Origin of the sequence: Paraburkholderia panacisoli (genome assembly GCF_008369935.1) — a bacterium.
Lineage (GTDB): Bacteria > Pseudomonadota > Gammaproteobacteria > Burkholderiales > Burkholderiaceae > Paraburkholderia > Paraburkholderia panacisoli.
The window spans coordinates 126,207-142,576 of sequence record NZ_VTUZ01000014.1 but is presented as its reverse complement, the minus strand read 5'-3'; the positions used below and the strand labels follow the sequence as shown (position 1 = coordinate 142,576).

The 16,370-nt window shown below is 65.4% G+C and carries 14 protein-coding genes; 11 read left to right on the top strand and 3 right to left on the bottom strand.

The genetic code is table 11. The features are described 5' to 3' along the window. The first annotated feature begins 25 nt into the window (after window positions 1-25). From FVF58_RS21940 to FVF58_RS21900, 9 genes are all read left to right on the top strand, one after another. Window positions 26-772 (top strand): AzlC family ABC transporter permease, encoded by a 747-nt coding sequence (locus tag FVF58_RS21940; protein ID WP_149671944.1) that lies wholly within the window; start codon window positions 26-28, stop codon window positions 770-772. Further along, window positions 769-1,092 carry an AzlD domain-containing protein gene (locus FVF58_RS21935; protein WP_149671943.1) on the top strand — a complete coding sequence of 108 codons (324 nt, stop codon included), beginning with the start codon at window positions 769-771 and terminating at the stop codon, window positions 1,090-1,092. The genes FVF58_RS21940 and FVF58_RS21935 overlap by 4 nt, the downstream gene beginning before the upstream one ends. Window positions 1,093-1,362: 270 nt before the next feature. Further along, entirely contained in the window at window positions 1,363-2,556 is a 1,194-nt protein-coding gene (locus tag FVF58_RS21930; RefSeq protein WP_149671942.1) for a phosphoglycerate kinase, read from the top strand. Between the two features lie 436 nt (window positions 2,557-2,992). Further along, window positions 2,993-4,429 (top strand): pyruvate kinase, encoded by a 1,437-nt coding sequence (gene pyk, locus FVF58_RS21925; RefSeq protein ID WP_149671941.1) that lies wholly within the window; start codon window positions 2,993-2,995, stop codon window positions 4,427-4,429. Window positions 4,430-4,751: 322 nt separating this feature from the next. Beyond that, a complete protein-coding gene (fba, locus tag FVF58_RS21920) occupies window positions 4,752-5,816 on the top strand; it encodes a class II fructose-bisphosphate aldolase (protein ID WP_149671940.1) in 1,065 nt (354 codons plus the stop codon). Window positions 5,817-5,946: 130 nt separating this feature from the next. Further along, window positions 5,947-6,837, top strand: coding sequence for a phosphoribosylaminoimidazolesuccinocarboxamide synthase (locus FVF58_RS21915; protein WP_149671939.1), 891 nt, complete (start codon window positions 5,947-5,949; stop codon window positions 6,835-6,837). Between the two features lie 37 nt (window positions 6,838-6,874). Beyond that, entirely contained in the window at window positions 6,875-7,393 is a 519-nt protein-coding gene (gene purE, locus FVF58_RS21910; RefSeq protein WP_149671938.1) for a 5-(carboxyamino)imidazole ribonucleotide mutase, read from the top strand. Between the two features lie 104 nt (window positions 7,394-7,497). Then, window positions 7,498-8,694, top strand: a complete 1,197-nt coding sequence (locus FVF58_RS21905) for a 5-(carboxyamino)imidazole ribonucleotide synthase (RefSeq protein ID WP_149671937.1) — start codon at window positions 7,498-7,500, stop codon at window positions 8,692-8,694. Window positions 8,695-8,704: 10 nt separating this feature from the next. Continuing rightward, window positions 8,705-9,754, top strand: coding sequence for an L-threonylcarbamoyladenylate synthase (locus tag FVF58_RS21900; RefSeq protein ID WP_149671936.1), 1,050 nt, complete (start codon window positions 8,705-8,707; stop codon window positions 9,752-9,754). A gap of 56 nt (window positions 9,755-9,810) precedes the next feature. On the opposite strand, the gene FVF58_RS21895 is transcribed toward FVF58_RS21900, so the two are convergent. The 3 genes from FVF58_RS21895 to dacB form a co-directional block, all read right to left on the bottom strand. After that, window positions 9,811-11,061: an SGNH/GDSL hydrolase family protein gene (locus FVF58_RS21895; RefSeq protein ID WP_149671935.1), complete on the bottom strand. Its 1,251-nt coding sequence runs from the start codon at window positions 11,059-11,061 to the stop codon at window positions 9,811-9,813. A 94-nt stretch (window positions 11,062-11,155) separates the two neighbouring features. Then, window positions 11,156-12,133: a sterol desaturase family protein gene (locus FVF58_RS21890; RefSeq protein ID WP_149671934.1), complete on the bottom strand. Its 978-nt coding sequence runs from the start codon at window positions 12,131-12,133 to the stop codon at window positions 11,156-11,158. Window positions 12,134-12,324: 191 nt separating this feature from the next. Next, a complete protein-coding gene (gene dacB / locus FVF58_RS21885; RefSeq protein WP_149671933.1) occupies window positions 12,325-14,025 on the bottom strand; it encodes a D-alanyl-D-alanine carboxypeptidase/D-alanyl-D-alanine endopeptidase in 1,701 nt (566 codons plus the stop codon). Window positions 14,026-14,339: 314 nt separating this feature from the next. Here dacB and FVF58_RS21880 point away from each other — a divergent pair, with 314 nt between their 5' ends. Further along, the gene (locus FVF58_RS21880; RefSeq protein ID WP_149671932.1) at window positions 14,340-15,002 is read left to right on the top strand and encodes a response regulator; all 663 of its coding nucleotides are present in this window, start codon (window positions 14,340-14,342) and stop codon (window positions 15,000-15,002) included. Window positions 15,003-15,006: 4 nt separating this feature from the next. Beyond that, entirely contained in the window at window positions 15,007-16,308 is a 1,302-nt protein-coding gene (locus tag FVF58_RS21875; protein WP_149671931.1) for an ATP-binding protein, read from the top strand. Window positions 16,309-16,370: the final 62 nt, after the last annotated feature.

Here is a 16,370-nt window from a genome sequence, read left to right as displayed (position 1 = left end):
CATTGGCGCCTACCCGTTTCGCCTCATGCTCGCTCGTCTGTCAGATACCGATCGCCGTGCCTTCCGTGAGGGCGCGCGCGACTACTCGCCCACGCTGATGGCGATTTTCTCGTGGGGCCTCGTCACCGGTATCGCGATGAGCAAATCCGTGCTCACGCTGCCGCAGGCCCTCACCATGTCGCTGCTGTGCTACGCCGGCTCGTCGCAGCTCGCGGTGCTGCCGCTGCTCGCCGCCAAGCTGCCGATCTGGACCGTGCTGCTCACGGCGGCCATGGTCAACACGCGTTTCGTGATCTTCAGCGTCGGGCTGGCGCCGCATTTCTCCTATCTGTCGATGTGGCGGCGCATCGTGCTCGGCTACTTTAACGGCGACGTGATCTATCTGCTGTTCCAGAAGAAGAGCTTCCCGACCGGTTATGTGCCGGGCAAGGAGCCGTACTACTGGGGCATGGCGGTGTCGAGCTGGCTGTCGTGGCAGGTGTCGTCGATTGCCGGCATCCTGCTCGCGAGCCTGATTCCCGACAACTGGGGACTCGCGCTGGCCGGCACGCTGGCGTTGCTGCCCATCATGGTGTCGGCGATCGCGACGCGCTCCACGCTGGTGGCGGTCAGCATCGCCGGGGTCGTGTCGCTGCTCGCTTTCGACCTGCCTTACCGGCTCGCGCTGCCGCTCGCCGTGATCGCGGCGATCATCGCGGGCAGCGCCGCCGACCTGATGGTCGAGCGCGCCGACCTGCGCCGCATCCGCAACAGCGCCGGAGACTCCCGATGACATCCACGCAGATCTGGCTAGCCATTTTCGGCATGACGTTCGTCACCGCGCTGACCCGCGCGATGTTTCTGATCGGCGGGGAGCGCACGGTGTTGCCGGAGCGCGTGCGGCGCATGCTGCGCTATGCGCCGGCCGCGGCGCTCGCCGCCGTGGTGCTGCCCGACGTGCTGGCCACGCCGGAAGGGCTGTCGTTCGCGCCGACCAACCACGAGTTTTACGCGACGCTGTCCGGTCTCGGATGGTTTATGTGGCGCCGCACCATGCTCGGCACGATCGTCACTGGAATGGTCGTATTCACGTTGTTGCGCCTCTTCGTGTGATAGGGTCAGCAAGCGATGCTGCATTGCGCCATGAGTGGCGCATCGCAAATACGGGACATTCGCCCAACTGCGGGTCAGCAGGCAGTGTGGATCAGTTAAAATGCCGGTTTCCGGGTCGAGCGCGCCGCTGCTGGGCGCGAGAGTCGCGGCTTCGCCGCCGGCGCCCGCTCACGGGGAGCCGCTGTCGTGCCGAAGCGCAGGAAATTCGCCGCGCATGAAGCCCACGCGCCGTCCGCCACCGCCTTCTCATCAACTCGCACACACACGCCCATGAACAAGGTATTGCGTCTCTCCGATCTGATCGCCGAAGGCAAGCTGTCCGGCAAACGCGTGTTCATCCGCGCCGATCTGAACGTGCCGCAGGACGATCAAGGCAACATCACCGAAGACACCCGCATCCGCGCCTCGGTGCCGGCTATCAAGGCGGCGCTCGACGCAGGCGCCGCCGTGATGGTCACGTCGCACCTGGGTCGCCCCACCGAGGGCGACTTCAAGCCGGAAGACTCGCTCGCGCCGGTCGCGAAGCGTCTGGCCGAACTGCTCGGCCGCGAAGTGCCGCTGGTCGCGAACTGGGTTGAAAACGGCGTGAACGTCGCGCCGGGCTCGGTCGTGCTGCTCGAAAACTGCCGCGTCAACAAGGGCGAAAAGAAAGATTCCGACGAGCTCGCGCAGAAAATGGCGAAGCTCTGCGACATCTACGTGAACGACGCGTTCGGCACCGCGCACCGCGCCGAAGCGACCACCCACGGCATCGCCAAATATGCGCCGGTCGCCTGCGCGGGTCCGCTGCTGGCGGCTGAACTCGAAGCGCTCGGCCAGGCGCTGGGCGCGCCGGAGCGGCCGCTGGTGGCGATCGTCGCCGGCTCGAAGGTGTCGACCAAGCTGACCATCCTGAAGTCGCTGGCCGACAAGGTCGATCAGCTGATCGTCGGCGGCGGCATCGCCAACACGTTCATGCTGGCTGCCGGCCTGAAGATCGGCAAATCGCTCGCCGAAGCCGATCTGGTCGACGAAGCCAAGGCCATCATCGACGCGGCCAAAGCCCGCGGCGCATCGGTGCCGATCCCGACCGACGTGGTCACGGCCAAGGAGTTTTCGCCGACCGCCAAGGCCGAAGTGAAGGCCGTCGCGGACGTTCAAGACGACGACATGATCCTCGACATCGGACCGGACACCGCCAAGGTGCTTGCCGCGCAGCTGGAGAGGGCCGGCACGATCGTGTGGAACGGCCCGGTCGGCGTGTTCGAATTCGACCAGTTCGGCAATGGCACGAAGACGCTGGCGGACGCAATCGCCAGGTCCTCGGCGTTCTCGATCGCAGGCGGCGGCGACACGCTCGCGGCAATCGCGAAGTACGGCATCCAAGACAAGGTCAGCTACATCTCCACGGGCGGCGGCGCCTTCCTCGAGTTCCTCGAAGGCAAGAAGCTGCCGGCGGTCGAAGTGCTGGAATCGCGGGCTTAACGTGGCGACGCGCTCTCCCACGGCAAAGTCTGCAAAGGCGCGCGGCGGCAAGTCGCCGCGCAGTACCGCAGCAGCGACGGCAGGAGAGCGCGCAGCACGCTCTGCCGCTACTCCGGCGGCGTCCGTCGAACTACAAGAATCCGGCGCGCCTCTCGCGCTCGCGGAGTTGACCACTGCCCCTGTCGACGAACCGGCGGACCTGTCCGCCGCACCGGCTGCACCAGCCACTCAGGCCGCGCCGTCGCAGGCAGAACTCCTTGACGAAGAGACCGTCCCCCTTCCGGCACCGCCCGTGCTGGTCTCGAACACCGCATCACCTCATAAAGCGACGCTGGTTTCAACCGGCGCGCAGCCCCTGGCAGCATCTTTCGGTGCGCAGCCTCCGCATCCGACTCGCAGCGCTCTTTCCAGCGATCCTATCCAGACGAGGAGACTCATGCATCGCGCCACCAAGATTGTCGCTACCATCGGACCGGCTTCCAACACGCCGGAAATCCTGCTGCAAATGATTCAGGCGGGGTTGGATGTGGTGCGGCTCAATTTCTCGCACGGCACCGCCGACGACCACCGCCAGCGCGCCGAATTCGTGCGCGAGGCGGCCCGCCAGGCCGGCCGCGAAGTCGCCATCATGGCGGACCTGCAGGGCCCGAAGATCCGCGTCGGCAAATTTGAAAACGGCAAGATCATGCTGGTTGCCGGCGAGCCGTTCGTCCTCGACGCGGACTGCGAACTCGGCAACGAGCAGCGCGCCGGTCTCGACTACAAGGACCTGCCGCGCGACCTGAAGCCGGGCGACGTGCTGTTGCTCAACGACGGCCTGATCGTGCTGAATGTGCAGCGCGTGATCGGCAACGAAATCCACACGGTCGTGAAGATCGGCGGCGAGCTGTCGAACAACAAGGGCATCAACCGCCAGGGCGGCGGCCTGTCGGCGCCCGCGCTCACCGCGAAAGACATGGAGGACATCCGCACGGCGATGTCGCTCGGCGTCGATTACGTCGCGGTATCGTTCCCGAAGAACTCCACCGACATGGAAATGGCTCGCCAGTTGGCGAACATCGCCGGCGCGCCGTTCGGCATCAAGCCGAAGATGATCGCCAAGATCGAGCGCGCGGAAGCGATTCCGGCGCTGCAGGGCATCCTCGACGCGTCGGACGGCATCATGGTCGCGCGCGGCGACTTGGCCGTGGAAGTGGGGAATGCCGCAGTTCCCGCGCTGCAAAAGCGGATGATTCGTATGGCGCGCGAATCGAACAAGTTCGTGATTACCGCGACCCAGATGATGGAGTCGATGATCTACGCGCCGGTGCCGACCCGCGCCGAAGTGTCGGACGTCGCCAACGCGGTGCTCGACGGCACGGACGCGGTGATGCTGTCGGCGGAATCGGCGGCGGGCAAGTACCCGGTGCAGACCATCGAGACCATGGCGGCGATCTGTCTCGAAGCCGAGAAGTCGGAGCAGTCGGAGCTGGACCGCGATTTCCTCGACCGCACGTTCACGCGGATCGACCAGTCGATCGCGATGGGCGCGCTCTTCACGGCCTATCACCTGGGCGCGAAGGCGATCGTGGCATTGACCGAATCCGGCTCGACCGCGCTGTGGATGTCGCGCCATTGGACCCACGTGCCGATCTTCGCGCTCACGCCGCGGGTCGGCAGCGAACGGGCGATGGCGCTGTACCGCAACGTGACGTCGCTGCATCTGGATACGAACACCGACCGCGACACGGCGTTGCAGCAGGCGGTGGAGACGGTGGTCAGCAAGGGCTATGCGTCGCGCGGCGACATGGTGGTGCTCACCGTCGGCGAGCCGATGGGGCAGGCCGGCGGCACTAATACGTTGAAAATCGTGCGGGTCGGCGAACCGTACTGATCGGGTAGTAACCGTCTTGCGTGGGACGGAAGTAAGCGCTAAAGCGCTAACTCCTGTCGACTCGCTTTGCGTGGGACAGGAGTAAGCGCTAAAGCGCTAACTCCTGTCGACAGAGACCGCTCGATCGGCACAGGCTGGATTGAGCCAAGCAGGCCGGCATGCCCCGCGAGAGGCGGCGCACTGTCTTCAATCGCGTCTGGAGCGGACAGGACCGCTCGGCGCTTTAGGGACCGTGTGACAGGGTATGCGGCTTGCTTCGCGATAAAATCGCCCAAAAGATGCCGACGGCACAAGAATTCGTGTCAATCTAAGGAGTTACAGCATGCCTCTCGTATCAATGCGTCAACTGCTGGACCATGCCGCTGAAAACGGCTACGGCCTTCCGGCATTCAACGTAAACAACCTGGAGCAGGTGCAAGCGATCATGGCGGCGGCCGACAAGGTCAATGCCCCGGTCATCATGCAGGCTTCCGCCGGCGCGCGTAAGTACGCGGGCGAGCCGTTCCTGCGCCACCTGATCGAAGCGGCGGTCGAGTCGTATCCGCATATTCCGGTCGTGATGCACCAGGACCACGGGCAGTCGCCGGCGGTCTGCATGGCGGCGATCCGCAGCGGCTTCACCAGCGTGATGATGGACGGCTCGCTCGAAGCCGACGGCAAGACCGTCGCATCGTACGAGTACAACGTCGACGTGTCGCGCAAGGTCGTGGAGGCGGCGCATTCGATCGGCGTCACGGTAGAAGCGGAACTGGGCGTGCTTGGCTCGCTGGAAACCATGAAGGGCGACAAGGAAGACGGCCACGGCGCGGAAGGCACGATGACCCGCGAGCAACTGCTGACCGATCCGGAGCAGGCCGCCGACTTCGTCAAGCTGACCCAGTGCGACGCATTGGCGATCGCGATCGGCACCTCGCACGGCGCGTACAAGTTCAGCAAGAAGCCCACGGGTGACATCCTGTCGATCCAGCGCATCAAGGAAATCCACCAGCGTATTCCGAACACGCATCTGGTGATGCACGGTTCGTCGTCGGTGCCGCAGGAACTGCTCGCCGAAATCCGCGAATTCGGCGGCGACATGAAGGAAACCTACGGCGTGCCGGTCGAGGAAATCCAGGAAGGCATCCGCAACGGCGTGCGCAAGGTCAACATCGACACCGACCTGCGTCTGGCGATCACCGGCGCGATCCGCCGCTACATGGCGACCAATCCGGGCAAGTTCGATCCGCGCGACTACCTGAAGCCGGCGCGCGAAGCGGCGATGAAGATCTGTATCGACCGTTACACGCAATTCGGCTGCGAAGGCCAGGCCGGCAAGATCAAGCCGGTTTCGCTTGATAAAATCGCGGAGAAGTACAAATCGGGCGAGCTTGCGCAAGTCGTCCGTTAAGCTATAACTGCTCTGCACCTGGCCGTTTGGCCAGGTTGTCGTTAGATCGCCGTTCCCGCATCATCCGGGGAACGGCGTTTCCCTTTTGTTCCGGTCACACTTTTTGCCTCACTTTTAGCGAACCACGACGATGTCTACCCTTTACGAATCCACGCTCCGCTCGCTGCCGCTGCTCGGCCGCGGTAAAGTCCGCGACAACTATGCGGTGGGCAACGACCAGTTGCTGATCGTTACGACCGACCGTCTGTCGGCGTTCGACGTCATCATGGGCGAGCCGATTCCGAACAAGGGCCGCGTGCTCAACGAGATGGCGAACTTCTGGTTCGAGAAGCTGAAGCATGTGGTGCCGAACCATCTGACGGGCGTCGCGCCCGAGTCCGTGGTCGCGGCGGACGAAGTCGAGCAGGTCAAGGGCCGCGCGGTGGTCGTCAAGCGCCTCGAACCGATCCTCGTCGAAGCGGTAGTGCGCGGCTACCTGGCCGGCAGCGGCTGGAAGGACTACCAGGCAACCGGCTCCGTGTGCGGCGTGCAATTGCCGGCGGGTCTGCAAAATGCGCAGAAGCTGCCCGAGCCGATCTTCACGCCGGCGGCCAAGGCCGAAATGGGCCACCACGACGAAAACATCACCTACGACGAGATGGAACGCCGCATCGGCACCGAACTGTCGGCCACGATCCGCGACATCTCGATCAAGCTGTACAAGGAAGCCGCTGATTACGCGGCGACGCGCGGCATCATCATCGCGGACACGAAGTTCGAATTCGGCCTGGACAATCACGGCAAGCTTTACCTGATGGACGAGGCGCTGACCGCGGATTCGTCGCGCTTCTGGCCGGCCGACCAGTATCAGGTCGGCACCAATCCGCCGTCGTTCGACAAGCAGTTCGTGCGCGACTGGCTCGAAACCCAGGACTGGAAGAAGGAACCGCCGGCGCCGAAGCTGCCGGACGACGTGGTCACGAAGACGGGCGAAAAGTACCAGGAAGCGCTCGAACGCCTGACCGGGCACAAGCTCGCCTGACCAGAAGCGCCGTTCGGGAAACAAGGAAGCCGTAAAGATGAGTGAAGCTCAGACCGCCCATACGCATGGCGCGCCGGTTGTCGGCGTGCTGATGGGCTCCAGTTCCGACTGGGAAATCATGAAGAACGCCGTGGCGATTTTGCAGGAATTCGGCGTGCCGTATGAAGCGAAGGTGGTGTCCGCGCACCGCATGCCCGACGAAATGTTCGCCTATGCTGAGAGTGCGCGCGATCGCGGCATTCGGGCGATCATCGCGGGTGCGGGCGGCGCGGCGCATCTGCCGGGCATGCTGGCCGCCAAGACCACGGTGCCGGTGCTCGGCGTGCCGGTGGCGAGCAAGTATCTGAAGGGTGTCGATTCGTTGCATTCGATCGTGCAGATGCCCAAGGGCGTGCCGGTCGCGACGTTTGCAATCGGCGAAGCGGGCGCGGCGAATGCGGCGCTGTTCGCGGTGTCGCTGCTGAGCGGCACGAGTCCCGAGTATGCGGAAAAGCTGGCTGCGTTCCGCGTGCGCCAGAACGAAGCGGCTCACGCAATGGTATTGCCGGCGCTGTAATAGCGTGCGGGCTGATTGCTTTGAGACGTTCCCCTGTCCGACCCCCGGCTGGGTGCCCGTAGTCGCACGACTGCAGACGCACCCGGCCGCGACCGACCACTAAGATGAACCCAGACAACACACCGGTTTCACCGATTCTGCCCGGCGCATGGCTTGGCATGGTCGGTGGCGGCCAGCTCGGCCGCATGTTCTGCTTTGCCGCCCAGGCGATGGGCTATCGCGTCGCCGTGCTCGATCCGGACGAAAACAGTCCGGCGGGCGCCGTCGCCGACCGCCATCTGCGCGCGGCATACGACGACGAAGCGTCGTTGACCGAACTCGCGCGGCTGTGCGCGGCGGTGTCGACGGAATTCGAGAACGTGCCGGCCGCGAGCCTCGACTTTCTCGCGAAGACCACGTTCGTGAGTCCGGCGGGGCGTTGCGTTGCGGTGGCCCAGGACCGCATCGCCGAGAAGCGCTTTATCGCGTCGTCGGGCGTGGCGGTGGCGCCGCACGTGGTGATCGAGTCGTCGGACGCGCTGGCCGCGCTCGACGACGCCAAACTCGAAGCCGTGCTGCCGGGCATCCTCAAGACCGCGCGCATGGGCTACGACGGCAAAGGCCAGATCCGCGTGCGTAACGCCGAGGAAGTGCGCGAGGCGCACGCTTCGCTCGGCGGCGTGCCGTGCGTGCTGGAAAAGCGTTTGCCGCTGAAGTTCGAAGTGTCGGCGCTGATCGCGCGCGCGTCGAGCGGCGCGTCGGCGGTGTATCCGCTCGCGCAGAACACGCACCGCGACGGCGTGCTGTCGCACACCATCGTGCCGGCGCCGGACGCGAGCCCGACTCTCGTTCAACAGGCGCAGCAGGCCGCACTGCAGATCGCCGACAAGCTCGGCTATGTCGGCGTGCTGTGTGTCGAGTTCTTCATTCTTGAAGACGGTTCGCTGGTGGCCAATGAAATGGCACCGCGCCCGCACAACTCCGGCCATTACACCGTCGACGCCTGCGCGACCAGTCAGTTCGAACAGCAGGTGCGCGCGATGACCGGCATGCCGCTCGGCGACACGCGTCAGCATTCGCCGGCGGTGATGCTGAACATCCTCGGCGACGTGTGGTTCCCGGACGGTCCGAAGCGCGCGGCGGTCACGCCGCCGTGGCATGAGGTCGCCGCGATGCCGGCGGCGCGGCTGCATTTGTACGGCAAGGAAGAGGCGCGCTGCGGCCGCAAGATGGGCCACGTGAACTTTACGGCGGCTACGCTCGAAGAAGCCCGCACGGCCGGGCGAGATTGCGCGCGGCTCCTGCACATCATCACGAGCTGACGCGAGCGCCATGCCGGATCGACAGAACCCCGCTGAAGGCGCCGCGAGCGCATTGCCTGTGAGCGCCGCGCAGATCGAACACGCGGCGGCATTGCTCGACGCGGGCGGTCTGGTCGCGTTTCCCACTGAGACGGTGTATGGCCTCGGCGGCGACGCCGAGAGTCCGGACGCGGTCGCGCGCATCTACGCCGCGAAGGGCAGGCCGGCGAATCATCCGGTCATCGTGCATCTGGCGCCGCAAGGCGATCCGAACTACTGGGTCGAGAACTTGCCTGCGGACGCACAACGCCTGATCGACGCGTTCTGGCCAGGCCCGCTCACGCTGATCCTGAAGCGTGCGGCGCGGATTCCGGCTGCGGTCAGCGGCGGCCAGGATTCGGTGGGACTTCGTTGCCCATCACATCCTGTCGCGCAGGCGTTGCTCGAAGCGTTCAGCGCATTGCGTGGCGGACATGGCGGCGTGGCTGCGCCGTCGGCGAATCGCTTCGGACATGTGAGTCCGACCACGGCGCAACACGTGCGCGACGAATTCGGCAGCGCGATTCATGTGCTGGACGGCGGCGCGTCGGACGTCGGGATCGAATCGACCATCGTGGATCTGTCGCGCGGTTTTCCGGCGCTGTTGCGCCCCGGCCGCGTGACACCGCAAGACATCGCCGACGTGCTCGGCGAAGCGCCGCGTTTGCCGGACGGATCCGATGCGACTGCGCCGCGGGCTTCCGGGACCCTGAAGGCGCACTATGCGCCGCGTACACCGTTGGCGCTGTTGCCGTTCAGTGCGCTCGAAACCTTGCTCGCCGCGCGTGAAGTGGGCGAGCGGGTGGCTTTGGTGGCGAGGGCTTCGCGTGCCGGGCATTGGGCCGACGTGGAAGGCGTGCATTTCATCGCCGCGCCTGAAGATCCGCACGTGTATGCGCGTGAGTTGTACGGCTTGCTTCGCGCGCTGGATCGCGCGAACGTGTCGCGGATTCTGATCGAGAAGCTGCCCGATACGATCGAATGGATCGCGGTGAATGACCGGCTCGGTCGGGCTGCGGCTGCGTTCGAAGCGCAAGGATAGGGGCGGCCTGGTTCGCACCCCTCCCATCCTGTCGCCGCTATGCGGCAATCATCAACTTACTTCCCCAACCCCGACGCCGCGATCTGCTGCTGGACGAATTGCGCGAACAAGGCGTACAGGTGCGTGCTCGGGTGGACCGTGTCAGCGAACATGTAGGTCTGGTCAGCGCCAGCCACCGTGTAGGTCTGCGGCGAGCAGAACAGCGACGAGCCGAACTGGGCGCCGTACTGCTCCGGGGTCAGCCCGTTCGTCGCGCTCGGATTGGCCTTGGCGTAAGCGGTTGCGTTGTTCTCCATGGACGTCAGGTTACACGCCGTGCCGGTGTTGGACACCGTGAAGCCCAGTGCCTGGTAGTTCGACACCTGCTGATCTAGCCACGTGAACGTATCGACCACGATCACCTTGCCCGTACCCACCAGGCCGAGTTTGGTCAGGTTCGCGACCAAAAGATAGTTAAATGCCGCGCTAATCCCTGTCAGCAGTGCAGCCGAGCCAGGCGCTTGCAGGTTGGCTGCGACGCCTTGCGGCGTATTGCCGATGTCAGGCACATTCGACACCACCACGTGCGTCGCACCCGAGTTGACGATGGTCTGGACTTGCGCGGCGAGCTGGGTGGCGGCCTGCGCGATCTGGGGGTTGGGCAGGCCCTGCAGGTAGCCTACGATAAACGCGACCTGGCCCGCCTGCGAGTTCGGCAGTTTGCCGGCCAGCACGAGCTGCGGGTACTGCGTCTGTAGCGCAGCGCCGAGCGCCGCAAGATTGCCGGTGGTCTCCGCGAACTGGAAGATGTCGTTCGCGCCGCCGTTCACCAGCACGAGCTGGTTCGAGTTGAAGCTCGTATGCGCGCTCAGGTAGTTCGCCACCTGAGTCACGACCGGCACCGTGGTAGCTGCCATGCTGTTCGGCGCCCAACCTTTGCCTTGAGGGTTGACGACGTCCGCGCCGCCCTGCGCATAACCGAAGCCGCCTGCTGCGACCAGCGGCTTGCCGAAGCCGCCGAGGTACGCCGCGGTCAACGTGCCGCCGTAGTACTCGGCAACCTTCTGCGTCCACACCTCACCCGGGTTGGTCGTGAAGCGGCCGCCGCCGAAGCTCGCCTGAATCACCGGCGCATACGTGCCGACATCCGACAGGCTGTCGCCGAACGACACCACCTGCAACTTGACGCCACCCGCGGGCGTGCTGCTCGCATTGTTGTTGTCATCGCTGCCGCCGCCGCAAGCTGCCAGCAGGGCGAACGCAGCGCTAGCCAGCGCAATCTGCGTGACACGAATGAATTGACGCTTCTTCGATGCTGTTTTCTTCATGTTGACTACATCTCCTCGTTTATGTGGCCCTTGTGCCATGTGTTGCAGGCAGCGCCCGCCGCGTCGGCAGCGTGGCGACAGCTTACAGAATCTTCTACGGCCTGCGCGGCGTTTGAAACGCGGCCGTATGGTTTGCATTCACAGTCGATTGTCCTGTCGCCTGTTCTCTGATCGACTGTTCGCGTGACCGCGCATCCGCAACGGCCGAGCTTGCGGCGCGACGCGCATGATAGTCGGCGGCCCACGCGGGCGGCGCGAACAATGCGCGCCACTTGTCGCGCCAGCCGCGCACGCTCGCGAAGTCGGCGCCCATCGACGCCCATTCGTGAAATGTCGCCTTCAGCGGGTTGTACGTATGCAGCGGCTCGACGATGCCGTACACCGGCGCGTCGCGCGGATCCTCGTCGACGTAGCTGCCGAACAGGCGGTCCCAGATCACCAGCACGCCCGCGTAGTTGCGGTCGATGTAACGGTCGTTGCGCGCGTGATGCACGCGATGGATCGACGGCGTATTGAATACGTATTCGATCCAGCCGAGCTTGCCGATTGCCTGGGTGTGCACGAAGAACTGGAAGCCGAGATTGATCAGCACGATCGCGACGATCTGCTTTGGCGCAAAGCCGAGCACGGCGAGCGGAATCCAGAACAGCCACATGCCGGCAATCGGATACATCACGCTCTGGCGGAACGCGGTCGAGAAATTCATGCGCTCCGACGAGTGATGCACGACATGCGCGGCCCACAACCAGCGCACGCGATGGCTGCAACGATGAAATACGTAGTAGAGCAGGTCCTGCGCGATGAACAGCACGACGAACGACACCCAGCTCGCCGGCCACGTATGGATGCGGTAGTGCTGGTAGAAAAACGTGTAGACGGGAATGATCGCGAGCCACGCGAGCTTGTCGGCGGCTTGTTGCATCAGCGCGAGCGCGGCGTTGCAGAACGTGTCGCGCCAGCTATAGATCGGCTCCCCCGGTCGCGTGCGCCGCAGGTGCCACGCCTCCCAGCCGATACATGCGAGAAAGACTGGCGCCATGGCGAGCAGCAGCAATTCAGCATCGAATTGCATCGTGTCTTCCTCCGTGGTCCCTGACCGCTGCGTGGTTCGCCGCGGGCGGTGTCGTTATCGTTCGAGTGAGCCGGCGTCGTCTCGGCGCGCGGCTTGTGCGACACGCGTGGCGCTGTGCGCGCGCATCAAACACTGCCCGACAGCGTACACGTTTAGGGCCTTACCGCGAGCGGCTTCGCTAGAAGGAATACTCAGTGGGCCCCGCGTTTGTGCGGGTTTTTCCTGGGCCTGGCGCGCGGTTCTTCGACGGGGTCGGCGATCTTCGTGAAGCCCTGAGACGGTCCTTGATACACCCATTCGAGCAACGCATCGTGAGCGGCACGCGCGGCCTCCGAATGCGGATCGTTGATCAGGCTGACGACCACGTAGCTGTTGCCGTCCGCCGACGCGACATAGCCTGCGATCGCGCGCACGTCACGCAAGGTGCCGGTCTTGATGTGCGCGTTGCCGCCCGCGCCCTGGTTGGCGAGGCGGTTGCGCATCGTTCCGTCGACGCCCGCGATCGGCAGCGACTCCACGAACACCTGCGCGACCGGGCTCGCGTTGGCCCGTTGCAGCAGATCGGCGAGCGCGAGCGCGGTGACGTGCTCGTCGCGCGACAGGCCCGAGCCGTTCTCGAGCGTCAGGTATTGCATGTTGATGCTGTCGCGGAGCAGAAACTCCTGGATCGCGCGCGCCGATTTGGCGGCCGTCGCGGGCGGCCTTTCTTCGGTGGCGCCGATCGTCAGGAACAGGTTGCGCGCCATCGTGTTGTTGCTGAACTTGTTGATGTCGCGAACGATGTCGGACAGCACCGGCCCCTGATGCGTGGCGACCAGTTTGGCGCCGGCCGGCACCGCGCCTTCGCGGGTCGCGCCCTGGAAGGTGCCGCCGGTTTGCTGCCACAGCGCGAGGAAGCCGCCCGCGAAGAACGCCGAGTGATCGAGCACGGCGACGTTGACCGTGCGCGCGTCGCAGCGCAGTGAGTAGTCACCGGTGAACGAGGCCACGACGGTGCCGTTGGGCTGCGGCGTGACGGTAGGCGACACCGAGGCCGAGTCGCCGCGGCACGGACCGTTGACCGCGCGCATCTGATTGTCGATCTGCAATTGCGCGAGCGCCGGCAGTACGTCGATCGCGACCTTGCCGTCGGGCGACGGGGTCACCGTGAACGATAGCGCCTTGAATGCGTACAGCAGCGGATCGGGGCCGACGTTGTACGGCGCGGTGGCGTCGTCGTCGAACGGCGGCAGGTCGCGCGTTGACGGATCGAAGTAGCGCTTGTCGAGCACCAGTGCTCCGTCGATCCCGTTGATGCCCGCCTTGTGGATCTTCTGCACGAGGTCGATCAATTCTTCCGGCACGAGCTTCGGATCGCCGGTGCCTTGAATGTACAGATTGCCGTGCAGCACGCCGTTGCCGTCGAGCGAGCCGTCCGCATAGGCACTCGTGCGCCAGCGATAGTCGGGGCCGAGGATCGACAGGCCGGCGTAGGTGGTGACGAGCTTCATCGTCGACGCGGGCATCATTGGTTTGCCGGCGTTCAGCGCGAGGAGCGGCGTGCGGTCGCCGACTTTTTCCACCACCACGCTGATCGACGACAACGGCACGCGCGCGCGCTGCAAGCCGACCATCACCGATTGCGGCAGCACCGTGGTGACGTTGACGCTCGGGTGCGTCGCTTTGATGCGCGCGTGCGCGGCAAGCGGCAGCGCCGCGCCCGCACCGAACGCGGCGCAGACGACGAGCCATGCCGCCGCGCGGGGGGCGAGCGGGCGGCGCACGCGAACGGCAGAGGCGCAAGCGGCCGACGCGGTAGTGGACACGGCAGCGGCAGCAAAAACGGAAACAGTGGAACGGCGCGGCCGCAGCGCCACGCGGCGTGCGACCGAGGACAGGAAAGCGTGCGTCATGAACGGGCGAAAAGGCAAAATTTCAGGGCGTAGGGCACGCGGCAATTCAGGTGGCATCCATGCATGCAGGTCGCGTCAAACTGATTGACTGCGGGTTGCGCAAGCGGCATCGACCTCTGTCGCAAACACTTCGGCCAGTCGACGCAGATCCGCATGCGTGGGCGGCGTGCGCGGGGCGAATCAGCGCGGCGCGACGCAAAGCGCCCATTGTAGTGACATGCCGCCAGGCTGCGGTGAAAAAAGCGCCACACGGCGCGCGCGCCGGGTCGGGCGCTAGAATGCGGCATCAATCAAACGTTTCGGAACGTATAACCATGCGCATCTTGCTAGTCGAAGATGACCGGATGATCGCCGAAGGCGTGCGCAAGGCGCTGCGCGGCGAAGGCTTCGCGGTCGACTGGGTGGAGGACGGCGAAGCGGCGCTCAATGCGGCGGCCGGGCAACCTTACGATCTGGTGCTGCTCGACCTCGGCCTGCCCAAGCGCGACGGTCTGGACGTGCTGCGCACGCTGCGCGCGCGCGGCCACGCGCTGCCGGTGCTGATCGTCACCGCGCGCGACGCGGTGGCCGAGCGCGTCAAAGGCCTCGACGCCGGCGCTGACGATTACCTTGTCAAACCTTTCGATCTCGACGAACTCGGCGCGCGCATGCGCGCACTGATCCGGCGGCAATCCGGCCGCAGCGATTCGACGATCCGCCACGGCACGCTGACGCTCGACCCCGCGTCGCATCAGGTCACCCTCGACGGCGCGCCGGTCGCGTTGTCGGCGCGTGAATTCGCTCTGCTCGAAGCGCTGATCGCGCGGCCCGGCGCGGTGCTGTCGAAGAGTCAGCTCGAAGAGAAAATGTATGGCTGGGGCGAGGAGATCGGCAGCAATACCGTCGAGGTCTACATTCACGCGCTGCGCAAGAAGCTCGGCGCGGACCTGATCCGCAATGTGCGCGGTCTGGGCTACATGATCGCGAAGGACGCCTGAGTCGATGCGTTCGATTCGCCGTCAACTGCTGGTCTGGCTGCTGGCGCTGGTGCTGCTCGGCGTCGGCATTGCGGGTTGGCTGATCTACCGGCAGGCGCTCGCGGAAGCCAACGAACTGTTCGATTACCAGTTGGAGCAGATTGCCGCGGCGCTTCCGGCCGAACCGTTCTCGCAGGTGCTCGGTTCGCGCGACACCGGCGACGAAGGCATCGTGCTACAGATCTGGAATCGCAACGGCGTGCTGATGTACTACTCGCGTCCGCGTGCGCCGCTCGCGCCGCGCGCCGAACTCGGCTTCTCGACCGAACACACGGAGCGCGGCGACTGGCGCGTGTATGGCGCGATCGTCGGTGACAACGTCGTGCAACTGGCGCAGCCGCTGTCCGTGCGCAACCGGCTCGCCGCGAACGTCGCGCTGCGCACCTTGTGGCCGTTGATCGTGCTGCTGCCGTTGTTGGGCGTCGCGGTGTGGGTGATCGTCGGACGCGGGCTGAGGCCGTTGCGGCGCGTGACCAGCGCGCTCGACACGCGTCATCCCGAGGCGCTCGACCCATTGCCGGATAAACGTCTGCCGCTTGAAGTGCAGCCGCTCGTGCGCGCGTTGAACGGCCTGCTCGAGCGGCTCGCCACCGCGCTCGATATTCAGAAAGCGTTTGTCGCCGATGCCGCGCACGAATTGCGCACGCCGCTCGCGGCAGTGCAGATTCAGGCGCAACTGGTGGGGCGCGCGAGAGACGACACCGCGCGCAACGAAGCGCTGGCGGATCTGCAAGCGGGCGTCACGCGTGCCACGCGGCTCGCCGAGCAATTGCTGGCGCTCGCGCGTTCCGAACCGGACGGCGTCGCCGTCACCGACGCCGTCGATCTGTGCGCGTTGCTGCACGAGTGCGTGGCTGCTTATGCGCCGCTCGCGGTGGACCGCGGCGTCGATCTCGGCGTCGAAGCGAGCGAGGCGGCTACCGTGACCGGCGACGCCGACGCGTTGCGCGTGATGCTCAACAATCTCGTCGACAATGCCACGAAATACACGCCGCGCGGTGGCCGGGTCGACGTCAGCCTGCGTGTCGAAGACGGGCATCCGGTGGTGCGGATCGCCGACAGCGGACCAGGGATCGACCCGGCCGAGCGCGAGCGCGTGTTCGATCGCTTCTACCGCGCCGGCGCCAGCGCGAATCGCGCGCGCACCGACGTGGCGGGCAGCGGGCTGGGTCTCGCGATCGTGCGCCGCATCGTGATGCAGCACCACGCGAGCGTGTCGCTCGACGAGTCGCCGACGGGCGGTTTGCAGGTCGCGGTGCGTTTCTGACAATCAGCCTTTCGGTTCGCAAAAAGATTTGAACGAGGCCTGAACGCGCCTCAGGAATAGGG

What these genes read in the sequence shown, in the direction of transcription:
- FVF58_RS21940 (WP_149671944.1), top strand. Translation starts at nt 26, where the DNA reads ATGCTCGCTCGTCTGTCAGATACCGATCGCCGTGCCTTCCGTGAGGGC.
- FVF58_RS21935 (WP_149671943.1), top strand. Translation starts at nt 769, where the DNA reads ATGACATCCACGCAGATCTGGCTAGCCATTTTCGGCATGACGTTCGTC.
- FVF58_RS21930 (WP_149671942.1), top strand. Translation starts at nt 1,363, where the DNA reads ATGAACAAGGTATTGCGTCTCTCCGATCTGATCGCCGAAGGCAAGCTG.
- pyk (WP_149671941.1), top strand. Translation starts at nt 2,993, where the DNA reads ATGCATCGCGCCACCAAGATTGTCGCTACCATCGGACCGGCTTCCAAC.
- fba (WP_149671940.1), top strand. Translation starts at nt 4,752, where the DNA reads ATGCCTCTCGTATCAATGCGTCAACTGCTGGACCATGCCGCTGAAAAC.
- FVF58_RS21915 (WP_149671939.1), top strand. Translation starts at nt 5,947, where the DNA reads ATGTCTACCCTTTACGAATCCACGCTCCGCTCGCTGCCGCTGCTCGGC.
- purE (WP_149671938.1), top strand. Translation starts at nt 6,875, where the DNA reads ATGAGTGAAGCTCAGACCGCCCATACGCATGGCGCGCCGGTTGTCGGC.
- FVF58_RS21905 (WP_149671937.1), top strand. Translation starts at nt 7,498, where the DNA reads ATGAACCCAGACAACACACCGGTTTCACCGATTCTGCCCGGCGCATGG.
- FVF58_RS21900 (WP_149671936.1), top strand. Translation starts at nt 8,705, where the DNA reads ATGCCGGATCGACAGAACCCCGCTGAAGGCGCCGCGAGCGCATTGCCT.
- FVF58_RS21895 (WP_149671935.1), bottom strand. Translation starts at nt 11,061, where the DNA reads ATGAAGAAAACAGCATCGAAGAAGCGTCAATTCATTCGTGTCACGCAG.
- FVF58_RS21890 (WP_149671934.1), bottom strand. Translation starts at nt 12,133, where the DNA reads ATGCAATTCGATGCTGAATTGCTGCTGCTCGCCATGGCGCCAGTCTTT.
- dacB (WP_149671933.1), bottom strand. Translation starts at nt 14,025, where the DNA reads ATGACGCACGCTTTCCTGTCCTCGGTCGCACGCCGCGTGGCGCTGCGG.
- FVF58_RS21880 (WP_149671932.1), top strand. Translation starts at nt 14,340, where the DNA reads ATGCGCATCTTGCTAGTCGAAGATGACCGGATGATCGCCGAAGGCGTG.
- FVF58_RS21875 (WP_149671931.1), top strand. Translation starts at nt 15,007, where the DNA reads ATGCGTTCGATTCGCCGTCAACTGCTGGTCTGGCTGCTGGCGCTGGTG.